The organism is Solwaraspora sp. WMMD406 (genome assembly GCF_029626025.1).
Classification (GTDB): domain Bacteria; phylum Actinomycetota; class Actinomycetes; order Mycobacteriales; family Micromonosporaceae; genus Micromonospora_E.
Genome location: NZ_JARUBF010000001.1, coordinates 1,340,524 through 1,353,226, shown reverse-complemented (window position 1 = coordinate 1,353,226; position 12,703 = coordinate 1,340,524). Strand labels below are relative to the sequence as shown.

The following is a 12,703-nucleotide window of genomic DNA, read 5'->3' as shown; positions in this document are numbered from 1 at the left end:
GGTTACTTGTAGCGATAGACGATGCGCCCGCGGGTCAGGTCGTACGGCGAAAGCTCGACGACGACCCGGTCCTCGGGCAGGATGCGGATGTAGTGCTGCCGCATCTTGCCGCTGATGTGAGCCAGCACCTTGTGGCCGTTCGCGAGCTCCACCCGGAACATCGCGTTCGGGAGTGGCTCGATCACCCGGCCTTCGATCTCGATGGCCCCGTCTTTTTTCGGCATGTCCTCCGCTGTCCTGACGTCGGTTGCTCGGGATCGGCTCACAACACCATTCGCGGACGGACCACACTGTCTGTCGACCGTGTCGATCCAGCCGCGCCAGCCGCGGCTCCAGCGAGTCCGCCCTCCGGCCGAGCGAGCGAGAGCCCGCCACGGTGTGGAACAGACGCGGCCTGCCGAAGCGCAGGGCAGGCACGCTGGAGTGGACGCTGTGCGCCGATCTATCAGTGTACGCGGGTCACCACGCGGACACCAAACCGCACCCCGCCGGGTGTCATGGTATCCGGTGAAACCGGATAGGCGGGTACGACACGGCGAAACCGCCGGGGCCGTCCGACCCACCGGCCTGCGCCGGCAGGCCCGCCGGGACCTACGCCGGGCTCGGCCCTTCCTCCCGCTCGATCCGCTTGCGCTCGGCCTTCTCCCGCTTCCGGAGCTCCTGGGCCGCCTGCTTACCGGCCCAGCGCTGCGGCTCACCGTTGAGCAGCCCCAGCACCGTGGTCACCAACAGCACGGCACCCCACGGACCGGCCACCCAGCCCGGCCAGAAGTAGAGCCACTCCTGGGACATCAGGCTGATCACCGCCCAGATGCCGATGGTCATCGACACCACCGAGCCGTATCCGTTCCACTGATCGGCGAGCCAGCGACGGGTGGCGGCCGGGTACCGGCCGTCCGGACCGGGCAGGTGCTCCGCCGGCAGGTCAGCGGCGAACACCGGCACGAGCTGCGACTGCGCGAGGCCCGCCGGCGGCGGCAGGTCGTCCAGGAGGCCGTTGAGATCACCGTACGTCTTGGCGGCGTAGGCCCGCTGCAGTCGCTCGTCGAACTCGGTGATGTCCAGCCGGCCTTCGCTCAACGCGGTCCGCAGCCGGTCGGCGACCGCCTCCCGGTCGGAGTCGCCTGCCCGCATGCCGTCCCGCCGGTCCATGGCTACGAGCATGACACCCCGACGCCAGCGCTGCCAGGGCGGGCGTGCCGACCAACTCTGCGGCACCACTCAGGCTCGCGCGGCCGGGACCAGGGCGAGTCAGCCGAGATCAGAGCCGAGTCGGCCGAGAGCTGGGCCCGCGCGGCCAAGGCCAGGGCCGAGTCAGCGGAGACCGGGGCCCGCGTGGCCAAGGCCAGGGCCGAGTCGGCGGAGACCGGGGCCCGCGCGGTCGGGATCAGGACCGAGTGGCGCAGCTCACCGGGTCGACTCCGCCGGCTGTCGGGCGGTGACCAGGTCACCCAGCCGGGACCGACCGCCGTCCGGCTCGGTCAACACCCAGACGCCGTCCGGCAGGAGCGCGATCGAATGCTCGACGTGCACCGCCATCGAACCGTCCCGGGTCACCACGGTCCAGCCGTCGGCGAGCTCCTCGGTCTTCGGCGAACCGAGCGTGATCATCGGCTCGATCGCCAGGGCCATGCCGGGCACCAGACGCGGGCCCTTCCCCGGCCGACCGTAGTTGAGCACGTGCGGATCCTGATGCATCTCGGTGCCGATGCCGTGCCCGCCGTAGCCTTCCACGATGCCGTAGCGGCCGCCGGCCCGGATGGCACGTTCCACGGCGTACGAGATGTCGGTGAGTCGACCGCGGCCGCTGGCCGACCCGCGAGCGGCGGCGGCGATACCCGCCCACAAGGCGTCGGCGGCGACCTCGGCCATCCGCGACAGTTCCGGGCTGATCTCACCCACCCCGGCGGTGAAGGCGGCGTCGCCGTGCCAGCCGTCCAGGATCGCGCCGCAGTCGACCGACACGATGTCACCCTCGCGCAGCACCTGGTCCGGTGCCGGGATCGCGTGCACGATCTGCTGGTTGACCGAGGAGCAGATCGTCGCCGGATAACCGTGGTAGCCCTTGAACGACGGCACCGCGCCAGCGTCCCGGATGGTCGCTTCGGCGATGGCGTCGAGGTCCGCTGTGCTGACCCCGGGTGCGATGGCGGCCCGCATCCGGGCCAGCGCATCGGCGACCACCAGGCCAGCGGCCCGCATCCGGTCGATCTGGTCCGGGGTCTTCAGCTGTATGTCCAGCTGCTGACGGCGCATCCCGCTCCTTCGTCTCCCGTACGGCAGAACTGACCGTCCTGCCACCGGCCGCAGAGGTCGACTGCCGCGTTCCAGTCGTCCTGTCACCGCCGACGTCGGGTCGTTGCCCGTCGGCGACGTGGCCGGCCATCACCGTCGCCTTCGCCGAGCGCGATCCTACCCGCCGTACGAGCGCAGGGCGTCGATCGCGCGTACGGTGACGTCCTCGACCGGCCCGGTCGCGTCGATGCCGACCAGCTTGCCCTGGGCCCCGTAGTAGTCGACGAGCGGCGCCGTCTTCTCGGCGTACTCCTCGAGCCGCCGGGCGATGGTCTCCGGCTTGTCGTCGTCACGCTGGAACAGTTCGGCACCGCACCGGTCGCAGCGGCCCTCGGTGGCCGGGGCGTCGAACTCGACATGCCAGATCTTGCCGCAACCACGGCAGGTACGCCGGCCGGACAGCCGCCGGATCACCTCGTCGTCGTCGACCACGAGTTCCAGCACCAGATCCAACGCGGTGCCGAGATCGGCCAGCAGCTTGTCCAAGGCGGCCGCCTGCGGCGTCGTGCGTGGGAATCCGTCGAGCAGGAAGCCGTCGTTGGCGTCCGGCTCGGCCAGCCGGTCCCGGACCATGTTGATGGTCACCTCGTCCGGAACCAGCTTGCCGGCGTCCATGTAGCGCTTGGCCTCGACGCCCAAGGGCGTGCCCTGGGTGACGTTGGCCCGGAAGATGTCCCCGGTCGAGATTTTGGGCACGGCCAGGTGAGCGGCGATGAACTCGGCCTGGGTCCCCTTCCCCGCCCCGGGGGGACCGACCAGTACCAGCCTCATCTACCGGAGGAACCCTTCGTAGTTCCGCTGCATAAGTTGGCTCTCGATCTGCTTCACGGTTTCCAGGCCGACGCCGACCATGATGAGCACCGCGGTGCCACCGAACGGGAAGTTCACGTACTGGTCACTGTCCAGCCAGATGAAGAAGAAGTTCGGCAGGACGGAGATGAGGCCGAGGTAGAGGGCACCGGGGAGGGTGATCCGGCTAAGGATGAAATCGAGGTACTCGGCGGTCGGCCGACCAGGCCGGATGCCGGGGACGAAGCCGCCGTACTTCTTCATGTTCTCCGCGACCTCGGTCGGGTTGAACGTGATCGACACGTAGAAGTACGTGAAGAAGATGATCATGAAGAAGTAAGTGATGATGTAGATCGGGCTGGTCGGGTTCGCCAGGTTGTTCTGGATCCACGCCTGGATCTGGCCCGGGTCGTTTGGATCGAAGAACTGCAGGCCCAACTGCGGCAGGTAGAGCACCGACGAGGCAAAGATCACCGGGATGACACCGGCCTGGTTGACCTTCAGCGGGATGTAGGTCGAGGTGCCGCCGTACATCCGTCGGCCGATCATCCGCTTGGCGTACTGAACCGGGATCCGGCGCTGTGCCTGCTCGATAAAGACCACCGCGGTGATGACCACCAGGACCAAGACCAAGACCAGGCCGAACATCCCCCAACCGTGGGTGTTCTTGATCGCCCAGCCCTCGCTCGGCAGCCGGGCCGCGATCGAGGTGAAGATCAGCACGGACATGCCGTTGCCGACACCCCGGTCGGTGATCAGCTCACCCAGCCACATCACGACGCCGGTACCGGCGGTCATGGTGATCACCAGGACGACCAACGTCAGCCAGGTCGGCAGGCCAGTCCCGTCCGGGATGATCGGCCACTGGTCGCACATGTTGTTGAACAGCTGACCGGAGCGGGCCAGCGCGACGAAGGCCGACGCCTGCAGGATGCCCAGCCCCAGGGTCAGGTACCGGGTGTACTGGGTGATCTTGGCCTGCCCGGACTGACCCTCCTTGCGGAGCTGCTCCAGCCGCGGAATCACGACGGTCAGCAGCTGCAGGATGATCGACGCGGTGATGTAGGGCATGATGCCCAGCGCGAAGACCGACAGTGACAGCAGCGCGCCACCGGAGAAGAGGTTCAGCAGCGTGAACACGCCGCTGGCGTCACCGCTCTCCATGGCGGTGATGCACTGCTGCACGTTCCCGTACGACACACCGGGACTGGGCAGCGTGGCCCCCAGCCGGTATACCGCCACGATGAAGACCGTGAACAGCAGCTTCTTGCGCAGGTCAGGCGTGCGGAACGCACTGAGAAAGGCGGAGAGCAACTTCTTCCTCCTGCGCGAGGTGGCCGCCGGATGTCCTGGCGGGTCGGGGTGGGTGTGCGGGGTGCCCGATATCAATGACTGGCATCGGACTCTAACAGTCCGGCGTCTGTCTGGGCAGGCGCGCCCTAGAACATACACCGACCCCGATATTAACGGGGTTGAAGCCTCGCCAGTAGGCCGTGGCGCCCGTCAGTCGTACGCAACTGACCGAGCGCCACGTCCAAGCTGACCGATCAGAGCTCGGTAACCGTACCGCCAGCAGCGGTGATCTTCTCCTGGGCGGCCCCGCTGAACGCGTGCGCCGACACCTGGAGAGACACCCCGCCGAGTTCTCCGCTGCCCAGGATCTTGACCGGCTGGCCCTTGCGGACCGCGCCAGCCTCGACCAACTGAGCCGGACCGACCTCTCCACCGTCAGGGAAGAGTTCGGCCAACCGGTCCAGGTTGACCACCTGGTAGACGACCTTGAACCGGTTCTTGAAGCCCTTGAGCTTCGGCAGGCGCATGTGGATGGGCATCTGCCCACCCTCGAACGCCGCCGAGATGTTCTTCCGGGCCTTGGACCCCTTGGTTCCCCGACCGGCGGTCTTGCCCTTGGAACCCTCACCGCGACCCACCCGGGTCTTCGCGGTCTTGGATCCCGGCGCCGGCCGGAGGTGATGGACCTTGATCGTCATTACTCGACCTCCTCGACCTTCACGAGGTGGTTCACGGTGAAGATCATGCCCCGGATCTCGGGCCGGTCCTCCTTGACCACCACGTCGTTGATCCGCTTCAGCCCAAGCGACCGCAGCGACTCCCGCTGGTTGCGCTTGGTCCCGATCTCGGACCGGACCTGGGTCACCTTCAGACGTGCCATGCCAGCCGCCCTCCGTTCATCGTCGCTGTCACGCCCCCGCGCCCGCGCGGGACGCGAGCATCGCGGCTGGCGCCACGTCCTCAACCGGCAGACCGCGACGGGCCGCCACCGCCTCCGGAGCCTCCAGGCTCTTCAGCGCGGCCACCGTGGCGTGCACGATGTTGATCGGGTTGGACGAGCCGAGGCTCTTGGAAAGCACATCGTGGATGCCCGCGCACTCCAGCACCGCACGCACCGGACCACCGGCGATGACACCCGTACCGGCGCTCGCCGGCTTGAGCAGCACCACACCGGCCGCGTCCTCGCCCTGCACCGGGTGCGGGATCGACGCGGCGATCCGAGGCACCTTGAAGAAGTGCTTCTTGGCCTCCTCGACGCCCTTGGCGATCGCCGCAGGCACCTCCTTGGCCTTGCCGTAGCCCACACCGACCGTACCGTCGCCGTCGCCCACGATCACCAGGGCGGTGAAGCTGAAACGCCGACCACCCTTGACCACCTTGGCGACCCGGTTGATCGCGACGACCCGCTCCAGGTGTGGAGTCTTCTCGACGGGCGCGTTGCCGCGACCGCCCTCACGGCGGTTGTCGCGGCGACCACCTTCGCTGCCACCGGACCCGCCGCCACGACGCTGTTGACCTGGCATCAGCAGCCTTCCTTCCTACTCGTGACGGGGTTTGCTTCGATCTGCGTCGTCTGCACTCGCATCAGACGACCGTTAGAACTCGAGTCCGGCTTCGCGGGCGGCGGTGGCCAGCGCGGCGATCCGCCCCGCGTACCGGTTGCCCCCACGGTCGAACACGACCTTGGAAATACCTGCCGCCTTGGCCCGCTCGGCAAGCAGCGTGCCCACCTTGCCGGCCAGCTCGCTCTTGGCACCGGCGGTGCCGCGCAGCGAGGCGTCCATCGTCGACGCGGACGCCAGGGTGTGCCCCTTGGTGTCGTCGACGATCTGGGCGACGATGTGCTTGAGGGAACGGGTGACCACCAGCCGCGGCCGCTCGGCCGTACCGTTGATGTTCTTGCGCACCCGGAAATGCCGGCGCGCGCGGCCGATCGAGCGGCGCGCAGAGGCGCTGCCACCCGCCCGACGCTTCAACAACGTAGCGCTCACTGTGCTTTCCCTCCGTTCGTGACTGCGGGGCTCGCAAGCTCGCTCCTCGCACTCACCGCACCCACACTGTTCGTGACTGCGGGGCTCGCAAGCTCGCTCCTCGCACTCACCGCACCCACACTGTTCGTGACTGCGGGGCTCGCAAGCTCGCTCCTCGCACTCACTTCTTACCGGCCTTTCCGGCCTTGCGGCGGATGACCTCGCCCTGGTACTTCACACCCTTGCCCTTGTACGGCTCCGGCGGGCGGATCTTCCGGATGTTGGCGGCCACCTCGCCGACCTGCCACTTGTTGATGCCGGCGACGTGGAACAGCGTCGGCCGCTCCACCGTGAAAGTGATCCCTTCCGGGGCCGGCACCAGCACCGGGTGCGAGAACCCGAGCGCGAACTCCAGATCCTTGCCCTTGGCGGTGACCCGGTAACCCGTACCGGCGATCTCCAGGGTCTTGCGGTAGCCGTCGGTCACCCCGACGATCATGTTGGCCACCAGCGTGCGGGTCAGGCCGTGCAGTTCCTTGGCCCGGCGCTCGTCGTTGGGGCGGCTGATCTGCAGCTGACCGTCCTCGGCCCGGTCGACCGTGAGCGGCTCCGGTACGACGTGGGCCAGTTCGCCCTTCGGGCCCTTGACCGTTACGGTCTGGCCGTCGATCTTGACATCGACGCCGGACGGCACCGGGATCGACTTACGTCCAATACGCGACATTGTTACCAGTCTCCCGATTACCAGACGAAGGCGAGGACTTCCCCGCCAACGCTCCGCTTACGGGCCTGCCGGTCGGTGAGCAGCCCCTGGGACGTCGAAATGATCGCCACGCCCAGGCCACCGAGCACCCGCGGCAGCTCATCCGACTTGGCGTACACCCGCAGACCCGGCTTGGACACGCGCTTGATCCCGGCGAGACTACGCTCCCGGTTCTGGCCGTACTTCAGATCGACCACCAGGCGGCGGCCGACAACGCCCTCGGCGGGCTCCTCGACCTGCCAGGTCGAGATGTAGCCCTCAGCCTTGAGGACCTCGGCGATGTTCGCCTTGATCTTCGAGTACGGCATCGTCACCCGGTCGTGGTACGCCTGGTTGGCGTTGCGCAGACGGGTCAGCATGTCTGCGATCGGGTCGGTCATCGTCATGGGTCTCGTCAACCTTTCTCGCCGGGGTTCCCGACGGCTGTACCGCCAGGCCTACGGCGAAGACCTGTCAAGCTGGGTTACCAGGAAGCCTTGGACACGCCGGGCAGCTCACCGCGGTGCGCCATCTCCCGGATGCACACCCGGCAGAGGCCGAACTTGCGGTACACCGCCTTCGGACGCCCGCACCGCTGGCAACGGGTGTACGCGCGAACCGAGAACTTCGGCTTCGCGGCAGCCTTGATGATCAGCGCCTTCTTGGCCATTGCTCAGTTCTCCTTGAACGGGAAGCCCAGGAGCTTGAGCAGCGCCCGGCCCTCGTCGTCGGTCTTGGCGGTGGTCACCACCGTGATGTCCATGCCCCGGGTACGGTCGATCCGGTCCTGGTCGATCTCGTGGAACACCGACTGCTCGGTCAAGCCGAACGTGTAGTTGCCGTTGCCGTCGAGCTTGCGCCCGTCGAGCCCACGGAAGTCCCGGATACGGGGCAGCGCGATCGACAGCAGCCGGTCCAGGAACTCCCACATCCTGTCCCCCCGCAGGGTGACCTTGGCACCGATCGGCATTCCCTCGCGGAGCTTGAACTGGGCGATCGACTTGGTCGCCCGGCGGACCTGCGGCTTCTGGCCGGTGATCGTGGCCAGGTCACGCAATGCGCCGTCGATCAACTTGGCGTCCCGGGCGGCGTCGCCGACACCCATGTTCACCACGATCTTGACGAGTCCGGGAACCTGCATCGGGTTCGCGTAGCCGTGCTGCTCCCGCAGCTGCGCGATGATCTCGTCGCGGTACCGCTGCTTGAGGCGCGGTGCCGGCCTGGTCTGGGTAGCGGTGGTCATCACAGATCCTTACCGTTGCTACGCGCGATCCGGACCTTCTGGCCGCTGTCGTCGAACCGGTAGCCGACCCGGGTCGGCTTGCCGTCGGAGTCGAGGACCTGCACGTTCGAGACGTGGATCGGGGCTTCCTGGGTGACGATGCCACCGGTCTGGCCGCCACGCTGGGTGGTCTGGATGCGGGTGTGCTTCTTGATCCGGTTCACGCCTTCGACGAGGACCTTGTCCTGCCGAGGGTAGGCCGCGATGACCTTGCCCTTGGCACCCTTGTCCTTACCGGCGATGACGACGACCGTGTCGCCCTTCTTCACCTTCACGGTCTACAGCACCTCCGGCGCCAAAGAAATGATCTTCATGAACCGCTTGTCCCGCAGCTCACGCCCGACCGGGCCGAAGATGCGGGTACCGCGCGGGTCCCCACCGTCCTTGATGATGACGGCAGCGTTCTCGTCGAAACGGATGTACGACCCGTCGGGCCGCCGCTTCTCCTTCGCGGTCCGGACGACGACGGCCTTGACCACGTCGCCCTTCTTCACACCGGCGCCGGGGATCGCGTCCTTGACCGTCCCGACGATCACGTCACCGATGCCTGCGTAGCGCCGACCGGAGCCGCCGAGCACACGAATGCACAGGATCTCCCGGGCACCCGTGTTGTCGGCGACACGCAGTCGCGACTCCTGCTGGATCACGTCTATCTCCTATGTCTGCCAGTCCTCCGGTCTCCCGGAGCTTGGAAGAACCTGGTCCGCGCGACGCGCGGGCTGTCATCCGGACCCGATGAGCCCGACCGCCGCCACCGGCGGGGTACGGGCCGCTCGGCTACTTCGCCTTTTCGAGGATCTCGACGACCCGCCACCGCTTGGTCGCCGACAGCGGCCGGGTCTCCATCAGCAGCACCCGGTCGCCGATCCCGCAGGCGTTCTGCTCGTCATGCGCCTTCAACTTGCTGGTACGGCGCATGACCTTGCCGTACAGCCGGTGCTTGACCCGGTCCTCGACCTCGACGACGACGGTCTTTTCCATCTTGTCGCTGACCACGAGCCCTTCGCGCACCTTTCGGCGCGGCCGGGCCACGGTCGTGCCCTGCTCGGGGGCGGTGTTCTCACTCATGATGCAGCCACCTCAGTCGGCGCGGCGGAGAGTCCCAACTCACGCTCACGCATGATCGTGTAGATCCGGGCGATCTCCCGACGGATCACCTGCAGCCGACGGTTGTTGTCCAGCTGACCGGTCGCGGCCTGCACGCGGAGGTTGAACAGCTCCGCCTTCGCCTCCCGCAGCTTCGTGACCAGCTCCTCTTCGGAGAGTTCACGCAGCTCGGCGGCCGGAACGCCCGCTGCCATCAGCTTTCACCCACTTCGCGCGTCACGATGCGGCACTTCATCGGGAGCTTGTGAATCGCACGACGCATCGCTTCACGTGCGATCTGCTCGTTCGGGAAGGACATCTCGAAGAGCACCCGTCCCGGCTTGATGTTGGCGACCCACCACTCGGGTGAGCCCTTACCGGAGCCCATTCGGGTTTCGGCCGGCTTCTTGGTCAGCGCCTGGTCCGGGAAGACCGTGATCCAGACCTTGCCGCCACGCTTGATGTGGCGGGTCATCGCGATACGCGCCGACTCGATCTGCCGGTTGGTCACGTACGCCGGCTCGAGCGCCTGGATACCGAACTCGCCGAACACCACCCGGGTGCCACCCTTGGCGGCACCGGTACGGCTCGGGTGATGCGGCTTGCGGAAGCCCTTCGGAGGCTTGCGCGGGATCAGCATCTGTCAGCCCTCCTGCACTGAGCTGTCCGCTCCGGCCGAGGCGGCCGGAGTGGCCGGCGCGGCGTCAGCCGGCGCGGCACTGCTGGTCGTGGTCGACGGGCCGGCGGAGATCTCCGCGGCAGCCGCCCGGCCGGCCTCGGTTCCGCCGGCGGTGGTGCCGCTGGAGCCGGACCTGCCACGGCGCGGCCGCTCCGGGCGTTCCCGTCGCGGACGGCTCGGCGCCTCGGCCGGGGCCTCCCGACCCGGTACGGCGTCGCCCTTGTAGATCCAGACCTTCACGCCGATCCGGCCGAAGGTGGTCCGGGCCTCGAAGAAGCCGTACTCGATGTTGGCCCGCAGCGTGTGCAGCGGCACCCGGCCTTCGCGGTAGAACTCGGTCCGGCTCATCTCGGCGCCGCCGAGGCGGCCCGACACCTGCACCCGGATGCCCTTGACGATCGGGTTCTTCATCGCCGACTGCATGGCCTTACGCATGGCCCGCCGGAAGCTGACCCGGCTGGACAGCTGCTCCGCCACGCCCTGGGCGACGAGCTGCGCGTCCGATTCGGGGCTCTTCACCTCGAGGATGTTGAGCTGAACCTGCTTGCCGGTGAGCTTCTCCAGCTGGCCACGGATCCGGTCCGCCTCGGCTCCCTTACGGCCGATGACGATCCCCGGGCGAGCGGTGTGGATGTCGACCCGTACCCGGTCCCGGGTCCGCTCGATGTCCACCTTGGAGATACCGGCGCGCTCCAGGCCCTTGGCCATCATCCGACGGATCTTCACGTCCTCGGCGATGTAGTCCTTGTAGAGCTTGTCGGCGTACCAGCGTGACTTCCAGTCGGTCGAGATGCCAAGCCGGAACCCGTGCGGGTGAACTTTCTGACCCATTACTCGGCACCCTCCGTGCTGCTCTGCTTGCCGCCGGCCGGCTCAGTGGTCGCCGACGTGCTCTGCGCCGTGGTCTCCTGCTCGGCGGTCTCCTGCTCAGCCGCAGCCGGCTGGGCCTTCTTCGTCGCCTTGGCCGCCTTCGCCGGCTGGGCCTTGCCACCTGCCCGGCGGGTCGGGGTCGCCGGAGCGACCGCCTCGACCGCGACGGTGATGTGGCAGGTCCGCTTGCGGATCCGGTACGCCCGGCCCTGCGCCCGCGGCCGGAACCGCTTCAGCGTCGGACCCTCGTCCACGAACGCCTCGCTGATCAGCAGAGCGTCGGGGTCCAGCTGCTCGTTGTTCTCCGCGTTGGCGATCGCGCTGGCCACGACCTTGTACACCTGCTCGCTGGCGGCCTGCGGCGCGAACTGCAGGATGGTGAGCGCCTCCTTCGCGGGCAGACCGCGGACGAGGTTTACCACCCGGCGCGCCTTCATCGGCGAGATGCGCACGTGCCGCGCAACCGCCCGCGCGCCCGGAAGCACCGGAGCGTCGCCTTTACCTGGCATCGCTGTAACCCCTTGATCCTCTATCCGTGCCCGCGACTCAGCGCCGACGGCTCTTGCGGTCGTCCTTCTCGTGACCCTTGAAGGTGCGGGTCAGGGCAAACTCGCCGAGCTTGTGCCCGACCATCGACTCGGTGACGAACACCGGTACGTGCTTGCGCCCGTCGTGCACGGCGATCGTGTGCCCGAGCATCTCCGGGGTGATCGTCGAGCGCCGCGACCAGGTCTTGATGACGTTCTTCGAGCCCTTGTCGTTCTGCGTCTCCACCTTCTTCATCAGGTGGTCGTCGACGAACGGGCCCTTCTTCAGGCTGCGAGGCATGTTGTCCCAGACTCCTTCTAGCCGCGCTTGCGGGTGGCGTAGCGGCGGCGGACGATCAGCCGGTCACTCGGCTGGCCCTTACGGCGGGTCCGGCCCTCCGGCTTACCCTGCGGGTTCACCGGGTGGCGACCACCGGAGGTCTTGCCTTCACCACCACCGTGCGGGTGGTCGACCGGGTTCATCGCGACGCCACGGACGGTCGGGCGCTTGCCCTTCCACCGCATGCGGCCGGCCTTGCCCCAGTTGATGTTTGACTGGTCGGCGTTGCCGATCTCACCGACGGTGGCCCGGCAGCGCACGTCGACCCGGCGGATCTCACCGGAGGGCATCCGCAGCGTGGCGTACGCGCCTTCCCGGCCGAGCAGCTGGATGCCGACGCCGGCCGAGCGGGCCAGCTTGGCACCGCCACCCGGACGCAGCTCCACCCCGTGGATCGTCGAACCCACCGGGATGTTGCGCAGCGGCAGGTTGTTGCCGGGCTTGATGTCGGCACCGGGGCCGGACTCGACGGTGTCGCCCTGCTTGAGGTCCTTCGGCGCGATGATGTAGCGCTTCTCGCCGTCGGCATAGTGCAGCAGTGCGATCCGGGCGGTCCGGTTGGGGTCGTACTCGATGTGCGCGACCTTGGCCGGTACGCCGTCCTTGTCCACCCGCTTGAAGTCGATCAGGCGGTACTGACGCTTGTGGCCACCGCCGTGGTGCCGCGCGGTGATCCGGCCGTGCGCGTTGCGCCCGCCCTTCTTCGGCAGCGGCACCAGTAGGGACTTCTCCGGCGTGGACCGGGTGATCTCGGCGAAGTCGGCCACGGACGAACCACGGCGGCCCGCCGTCGTCGGCTTGTACTTACGGATTGGCATTGTCTACACCCC

General features: G+C 67.9%; 21 protein-coding genes and 1 pseudogene. All 22 read right to left on the bottom strand.

Features of this window, described 5'->3' with window-relative positions; all coding sequences use genetic code 11:
* Positions 1–2: 2 nt before the first annotated feature.
* The gene (infA, locus tag O7632_RS06125) at positions 3–224 is read right to left on the bottom strand and encodes a translation initiation factor IF-1 (protein ID WP_007073013.1); all 222 of its coding nucleotides are present in this window, start codon (positions 222–224) and stop codon (positions 3–5) included.
* A 367-nt stretch (positions 225–591) separates the two neighbouring features.
* Positions 592–1,152: a DUF1707 domain-containing protein gene (locus tag O7632_RS06120; RefSeq protein WP_278112117.1), complete on the bottom strand. Its 561-nt coding sequence runs from the start codon at positions 1,150–1,152 to the stop codon at positions 592–594.
* 255 nt (positions 1,153–1,407) lie between these two features.
* Positions 1,408–2,256 (bottom strand): type I methionyl aminopeptidase, encoded by an 849-nt coding sequence (gene map, locus O7632_RS06115; RefSeq protein ID WP_278112116.1) that lies wholly within the window; start codon positions 2,254–2,256, stop codon positions 1,408–1,410.
* A gap of 156 nt (positions 2,257–2,412) precedes the next feature.
* On the bottom strand, positions 2,413–3,066 hold the full coding sequence (locus tag O7632_RS06110) for an adenylate kinase (RefSeq protein WP_278112114.1): 654 nt from the start codon (positions 3,064–3,066) through the stop codon (positions 2,413–2,415).
* Positions 3,067–4,398, bottom strand: coding sequence for a preprotein translocase subunit SecY (secY, locus tag O7632_RS06105; RefSeq protein WP_278119871.1), 1,332 nt, complete (start codon positions 4,396–4,398; stop codon positions 3,067–3,069).
* Positions 4,399–4,631: 233 nt separating this feature from the next.
* Positions 4,632–5,075 carry a 50S ribosomal protein L15 gene (rplO, locus tag O7632_RS06100; protein ID WP_278112113.1) on the bottom strand — a complete coding sequence of 148 codons (444 nt, stop codon included), beginning with the start codon at positions 5,073–5,075 and terminating at the stop codon, positions 4,632–4,634.
* Entirely contained in the window at positions 5,075–5,257 is a 183-nt protein-coding gene (rpmD, locus tag O7632_RS06095) for a 50S ribosomal protein L30 (RefSeq protein WP_018784560.1), read from the bottom strand. The genes rplO and rpmD overlap by 1 nt, the downstream gene beginning before the upstream one ends.
* 28 nt (positions 5,258–5,285) lie before the next feature.
* A complete protein-coding gene (gene rpsE, locus O7632_RS06090; protein WP_278112111.1) occupies positions 5,286–5,900 on the bottom strand; it encodes a 30S ribosomal protein S5 in 615 nt (204 codons plus the stop codon).
* A gap of 72 nt (positions 5,901–5,972) precedes the next feature.
* Complete coding sequence (gene rplR, locus O7632_RS06085) at positions 5,973–6,356, bottom strand: 50S ribosomal protein L18 (protein ID WP_347403623.1); 384 nt, start codon at positions 6,354–6,356, stop codon at positions 5,973–5,975.
* Between the two features lie 172 nt (positions 6,357–6,528).
* Positions 6,529–7,071 (bottom strand): 50S ribosomal protein L6, encoded by a 543-nt coding sequence (gene rplF, locus O7632_RS06080; protein WP_278112107.1) that lies wholly within the window; start codon positions 7,069–7,071, stop codon positions 6,529–6,531.
* A 17-nt stretch (positions 7,072–7,088) separates the two neighbouring features.
* The gene (gene rpsH / locus O7632_RS06075) at positions 7,089–7,496 is read right to left on the bottom strand and encodes a 30S ribosomal protein S8 (RefSeq protein WP_278112106.1); all 408 of its coding nucleotides are present in this window, start codon (positions 7,494–7,496) and stop codon (positions 7,089–7,091) included.
* A gap of 77 nt (positions 7,497–7,573) precedes the next feature.
* Positions 7,574–7,759: a type Z 30S ribosomal protein S14 gene (locus tag O7632_RS06070; RefSeq protein WP_007465272.1), complete on the bottom strand. Its 186-nt coding sequence runs from the start codon at positions 7,757–7,759 to the stop codon at positions 7,574–7,576.
* 3 nt (positions 7,760–7,762) lie between these two features.
* A complete protein-coding gene (gene rplE / locus O7632_RS06065; protein WP_278112104.1) occupies positions 7,763–8,332 on the bottom strand; it encodes a 50S ribosomal protein L5 in 570 nt (189 codons plus the stop codon).
* On the bottom strand, positions 8,332–8,646 hold the full coding sequence (rplX, locus tag O7632_RS06060; RefSeq protein WP_278112102.1) for a 50S ribosomal protein L24: 315 nt from the start codon (positions 8,644–8,646) through the stop codon (positions 8,332–8,334). The genes rplE and rplX overlap by 1 nt, the downstream gene beginning before the upstream one ends.
* 3 nt (positions 8,647–8,649) lie before the next feature.
* Positions 8,650–9,018, bottom strand: a complete 369-nt coding sequence (gene rplN / locus O7632_RS06055) for a 50S ribosomal protein L14 (RefSeq protein WP_123606139.1) — start codon at positions 9,016–9,018, stop codon at positions 8,650–8,652.
* Positions 9,019–9,148: 130 nt separating this feature from the next.
* On the bottom strand, positions 9,149–9,439 hold the full coding sequence (gene rpsQ, locus O7632_RS06050) for a 30S ribosomal protein S17 (protein WP_278112100.1): 291 nt from the start codon (positions 9,437–9,439) through the stop codon (positions 9,149–9,151).
* Positions 9,436–9,672, bottom strand: coding sequence for a 50S ribosomal protein L29 (gene rpmC / locus O7632_RS06045; protein WP_278112098.1), 237 nt, complete (start codon positions 9,670–9,672; stop codon positions 9,436–9,438). Before rpmC ends, rpsQ begins: the two co-directional genes overlap by 4 nt.
* The gene (gene rplP / locus O7632_RS06040) at positions 9,672–10,097 is read right to left on the bottom strand and encodes a 50S ribosomal protein L16 (RefSeq protein WP_123606142.1); all 426 of its coding nucleotides are present in this window, start codon (positions 10,095–10,097) and stop codon (positions 9,672–9,674) included. Before rplP ends, rpmC begins: the two co-directional genes overlap by 1 nt.
* A 3-nt stretch (positions 10,098–10,100) precedes the next feature.
* A complete protein-coding gene (gene rpsC / locus O7632_RS06035; protein WP_278112095.1) occupies positions 10,101–10,967 on the bottom strand; it encodes a 30S ribosomal protein S3 in 867 nt (288 codons plus the stop codon).
* A gap of 95 nt (positions 10,968–11,062) precedes the next feature.
* Positions 11,063–11,515, bottom strand: a pseudogene (gene rplV / locus O7632_RS06030) (50S ribosomal protein L22); the annotation flags it as partial.
* Between the two features lie 37 nt (positions 11,516–11,552).
* Positions 11,553–11,834, bottom strand: coding sequence for a 30S ribosomal protein S19 (rpsS, locus tag O7632_RS06025; RefSeq protein WP_278112094.1), 282 nt, complete (start codon positions 11,832–11,834; stop codon positions 11,553–11,555).
* 17 nt (positions 11,835–11,851) lie between these two features.
* Positions 11,852–12,691 carry a 50S ribosomal protein L2 gene (gene rplB, locus O7632_RS06020; protein ID WP_278112092.1) on the bottom strand — a complete coding sequence of 280 codons (840 nt, stop codon included), beginning with the start codon at positions 12,689–12,691 and terminating at the stop codon, positions 11,852–11,854.
* Positions 12,692–12,703: the final 12 nt, after the last annotated feature.

Coding starts and splice junctions, on each gene's coding strand:
- rpsQ (WP_278112100.1), bottom strand. CDS start 9,439: ATGAGTGAGAACACCGCCCCCGAGCAGGGCACGACCGTGGCCCGGCCG.
- rplF (WP_278112107.1), bottom strand. CDS start 7,071: ATGTCGCGTATTGGACGTAAGTCGATCCCGGTGCCGTCCGGCGTCGAT.
- rpmC (WP_278112098.1), bottom strand. CDS start 9,672: ATGGCAGCGGGCGTTCCGGCCGCCGAGCTGCGTGAACTCTCCGAAGAG.
- rpsH (WP_278112106.1), bottom strand. CDS start 7,496: ATGACGATGACCGACCCGATCGCAGACATGCTGACCCGTCTGCGCAAC.
- rplO (WP_278112113.1), bottom strand. CDS start 5,075: ATGACGATCAAGGTCCATCACCTCCGGCCGGCGCCGGGATCCAAGACC.
- infA (WP_007073013.1), bottom strand. CDS start 224: ATGCCGAAAAAAGACGGGGCCATCGAGATCGAAGGCCGGGTGATCGAG.
- rplE (WP_278112104.1), bottom strand. CDS start 8,332: ATGACCACCGCTACCCAGACCAGGCCGGCACCGCGCCTCAAGCAGCGG.
- rpmD (WP_018784560.1), bottom strand. CDS start 5,257: ATGGCACGTCTGAAGGTGACCCAGGTCCGGTCCGAGATCGGGACCAAG.
- map (WP_278112116.1), bottom strand. CDS start 2,256: ATGCGCCGTCAGCAGCTGGACATACAGCTGAAGACCCCGGACCAGATC.
- rplB (WP_278112092.1), bottom strand. CDS start 12,691: ATGCCAATCCGTAAGTACAAGCCGACGACGGCGGGCCGCCGTGGTTCG.
- O7632_RS06070 (WP_007465272.1), bottom strand. CDS start 7,759: ATGGCCAAGAAGGCGCTGATCATCAAGGCTGCCGCGAAGCCGAAGTTC.
- rpsE (WP_278112111.1), bottom strand. CDS start 5,900: ATGCCAGGTCAACAGCGTCGTGGCGGCGGGTCCGGTGGCAGCGAAGGT.
- O7632_RS06120 (WP_278112117.1), bottom strand. CDS start 1,152: ATGGACCGGCGGGACGGCATGCGGGCAGGCGACTCCGACCGGGAGGCG.
- rpsC (WP_278112095.1), bottom strand. CDS start 10,967: ATGGGTCAGAAAGTTCACCCGCACGGGTTCCGGCTTGGCATCTCGACC.
- rplP (WP_123606142.1), bottom strand. CDS start 10,097: ATGCTGATCCCGCGCAAGCCTCCGAAGGGCTTCCGCAAGCCGCATCAC.
- rpsS (WP_278112094.1), bottom strand. CDS start 11,834: ATGCCTCGCAGCCTGAAGAAGGGCCCGTTCGTCGACGACCACCTGATG.
- O7632_RS06110 (WP_278112114.1), bottom strand. CDS start 3,066: ATGAGGCTGGTACTGGTCGGTCCCCCCGGGGCGGGGAAGGGGACCCAG.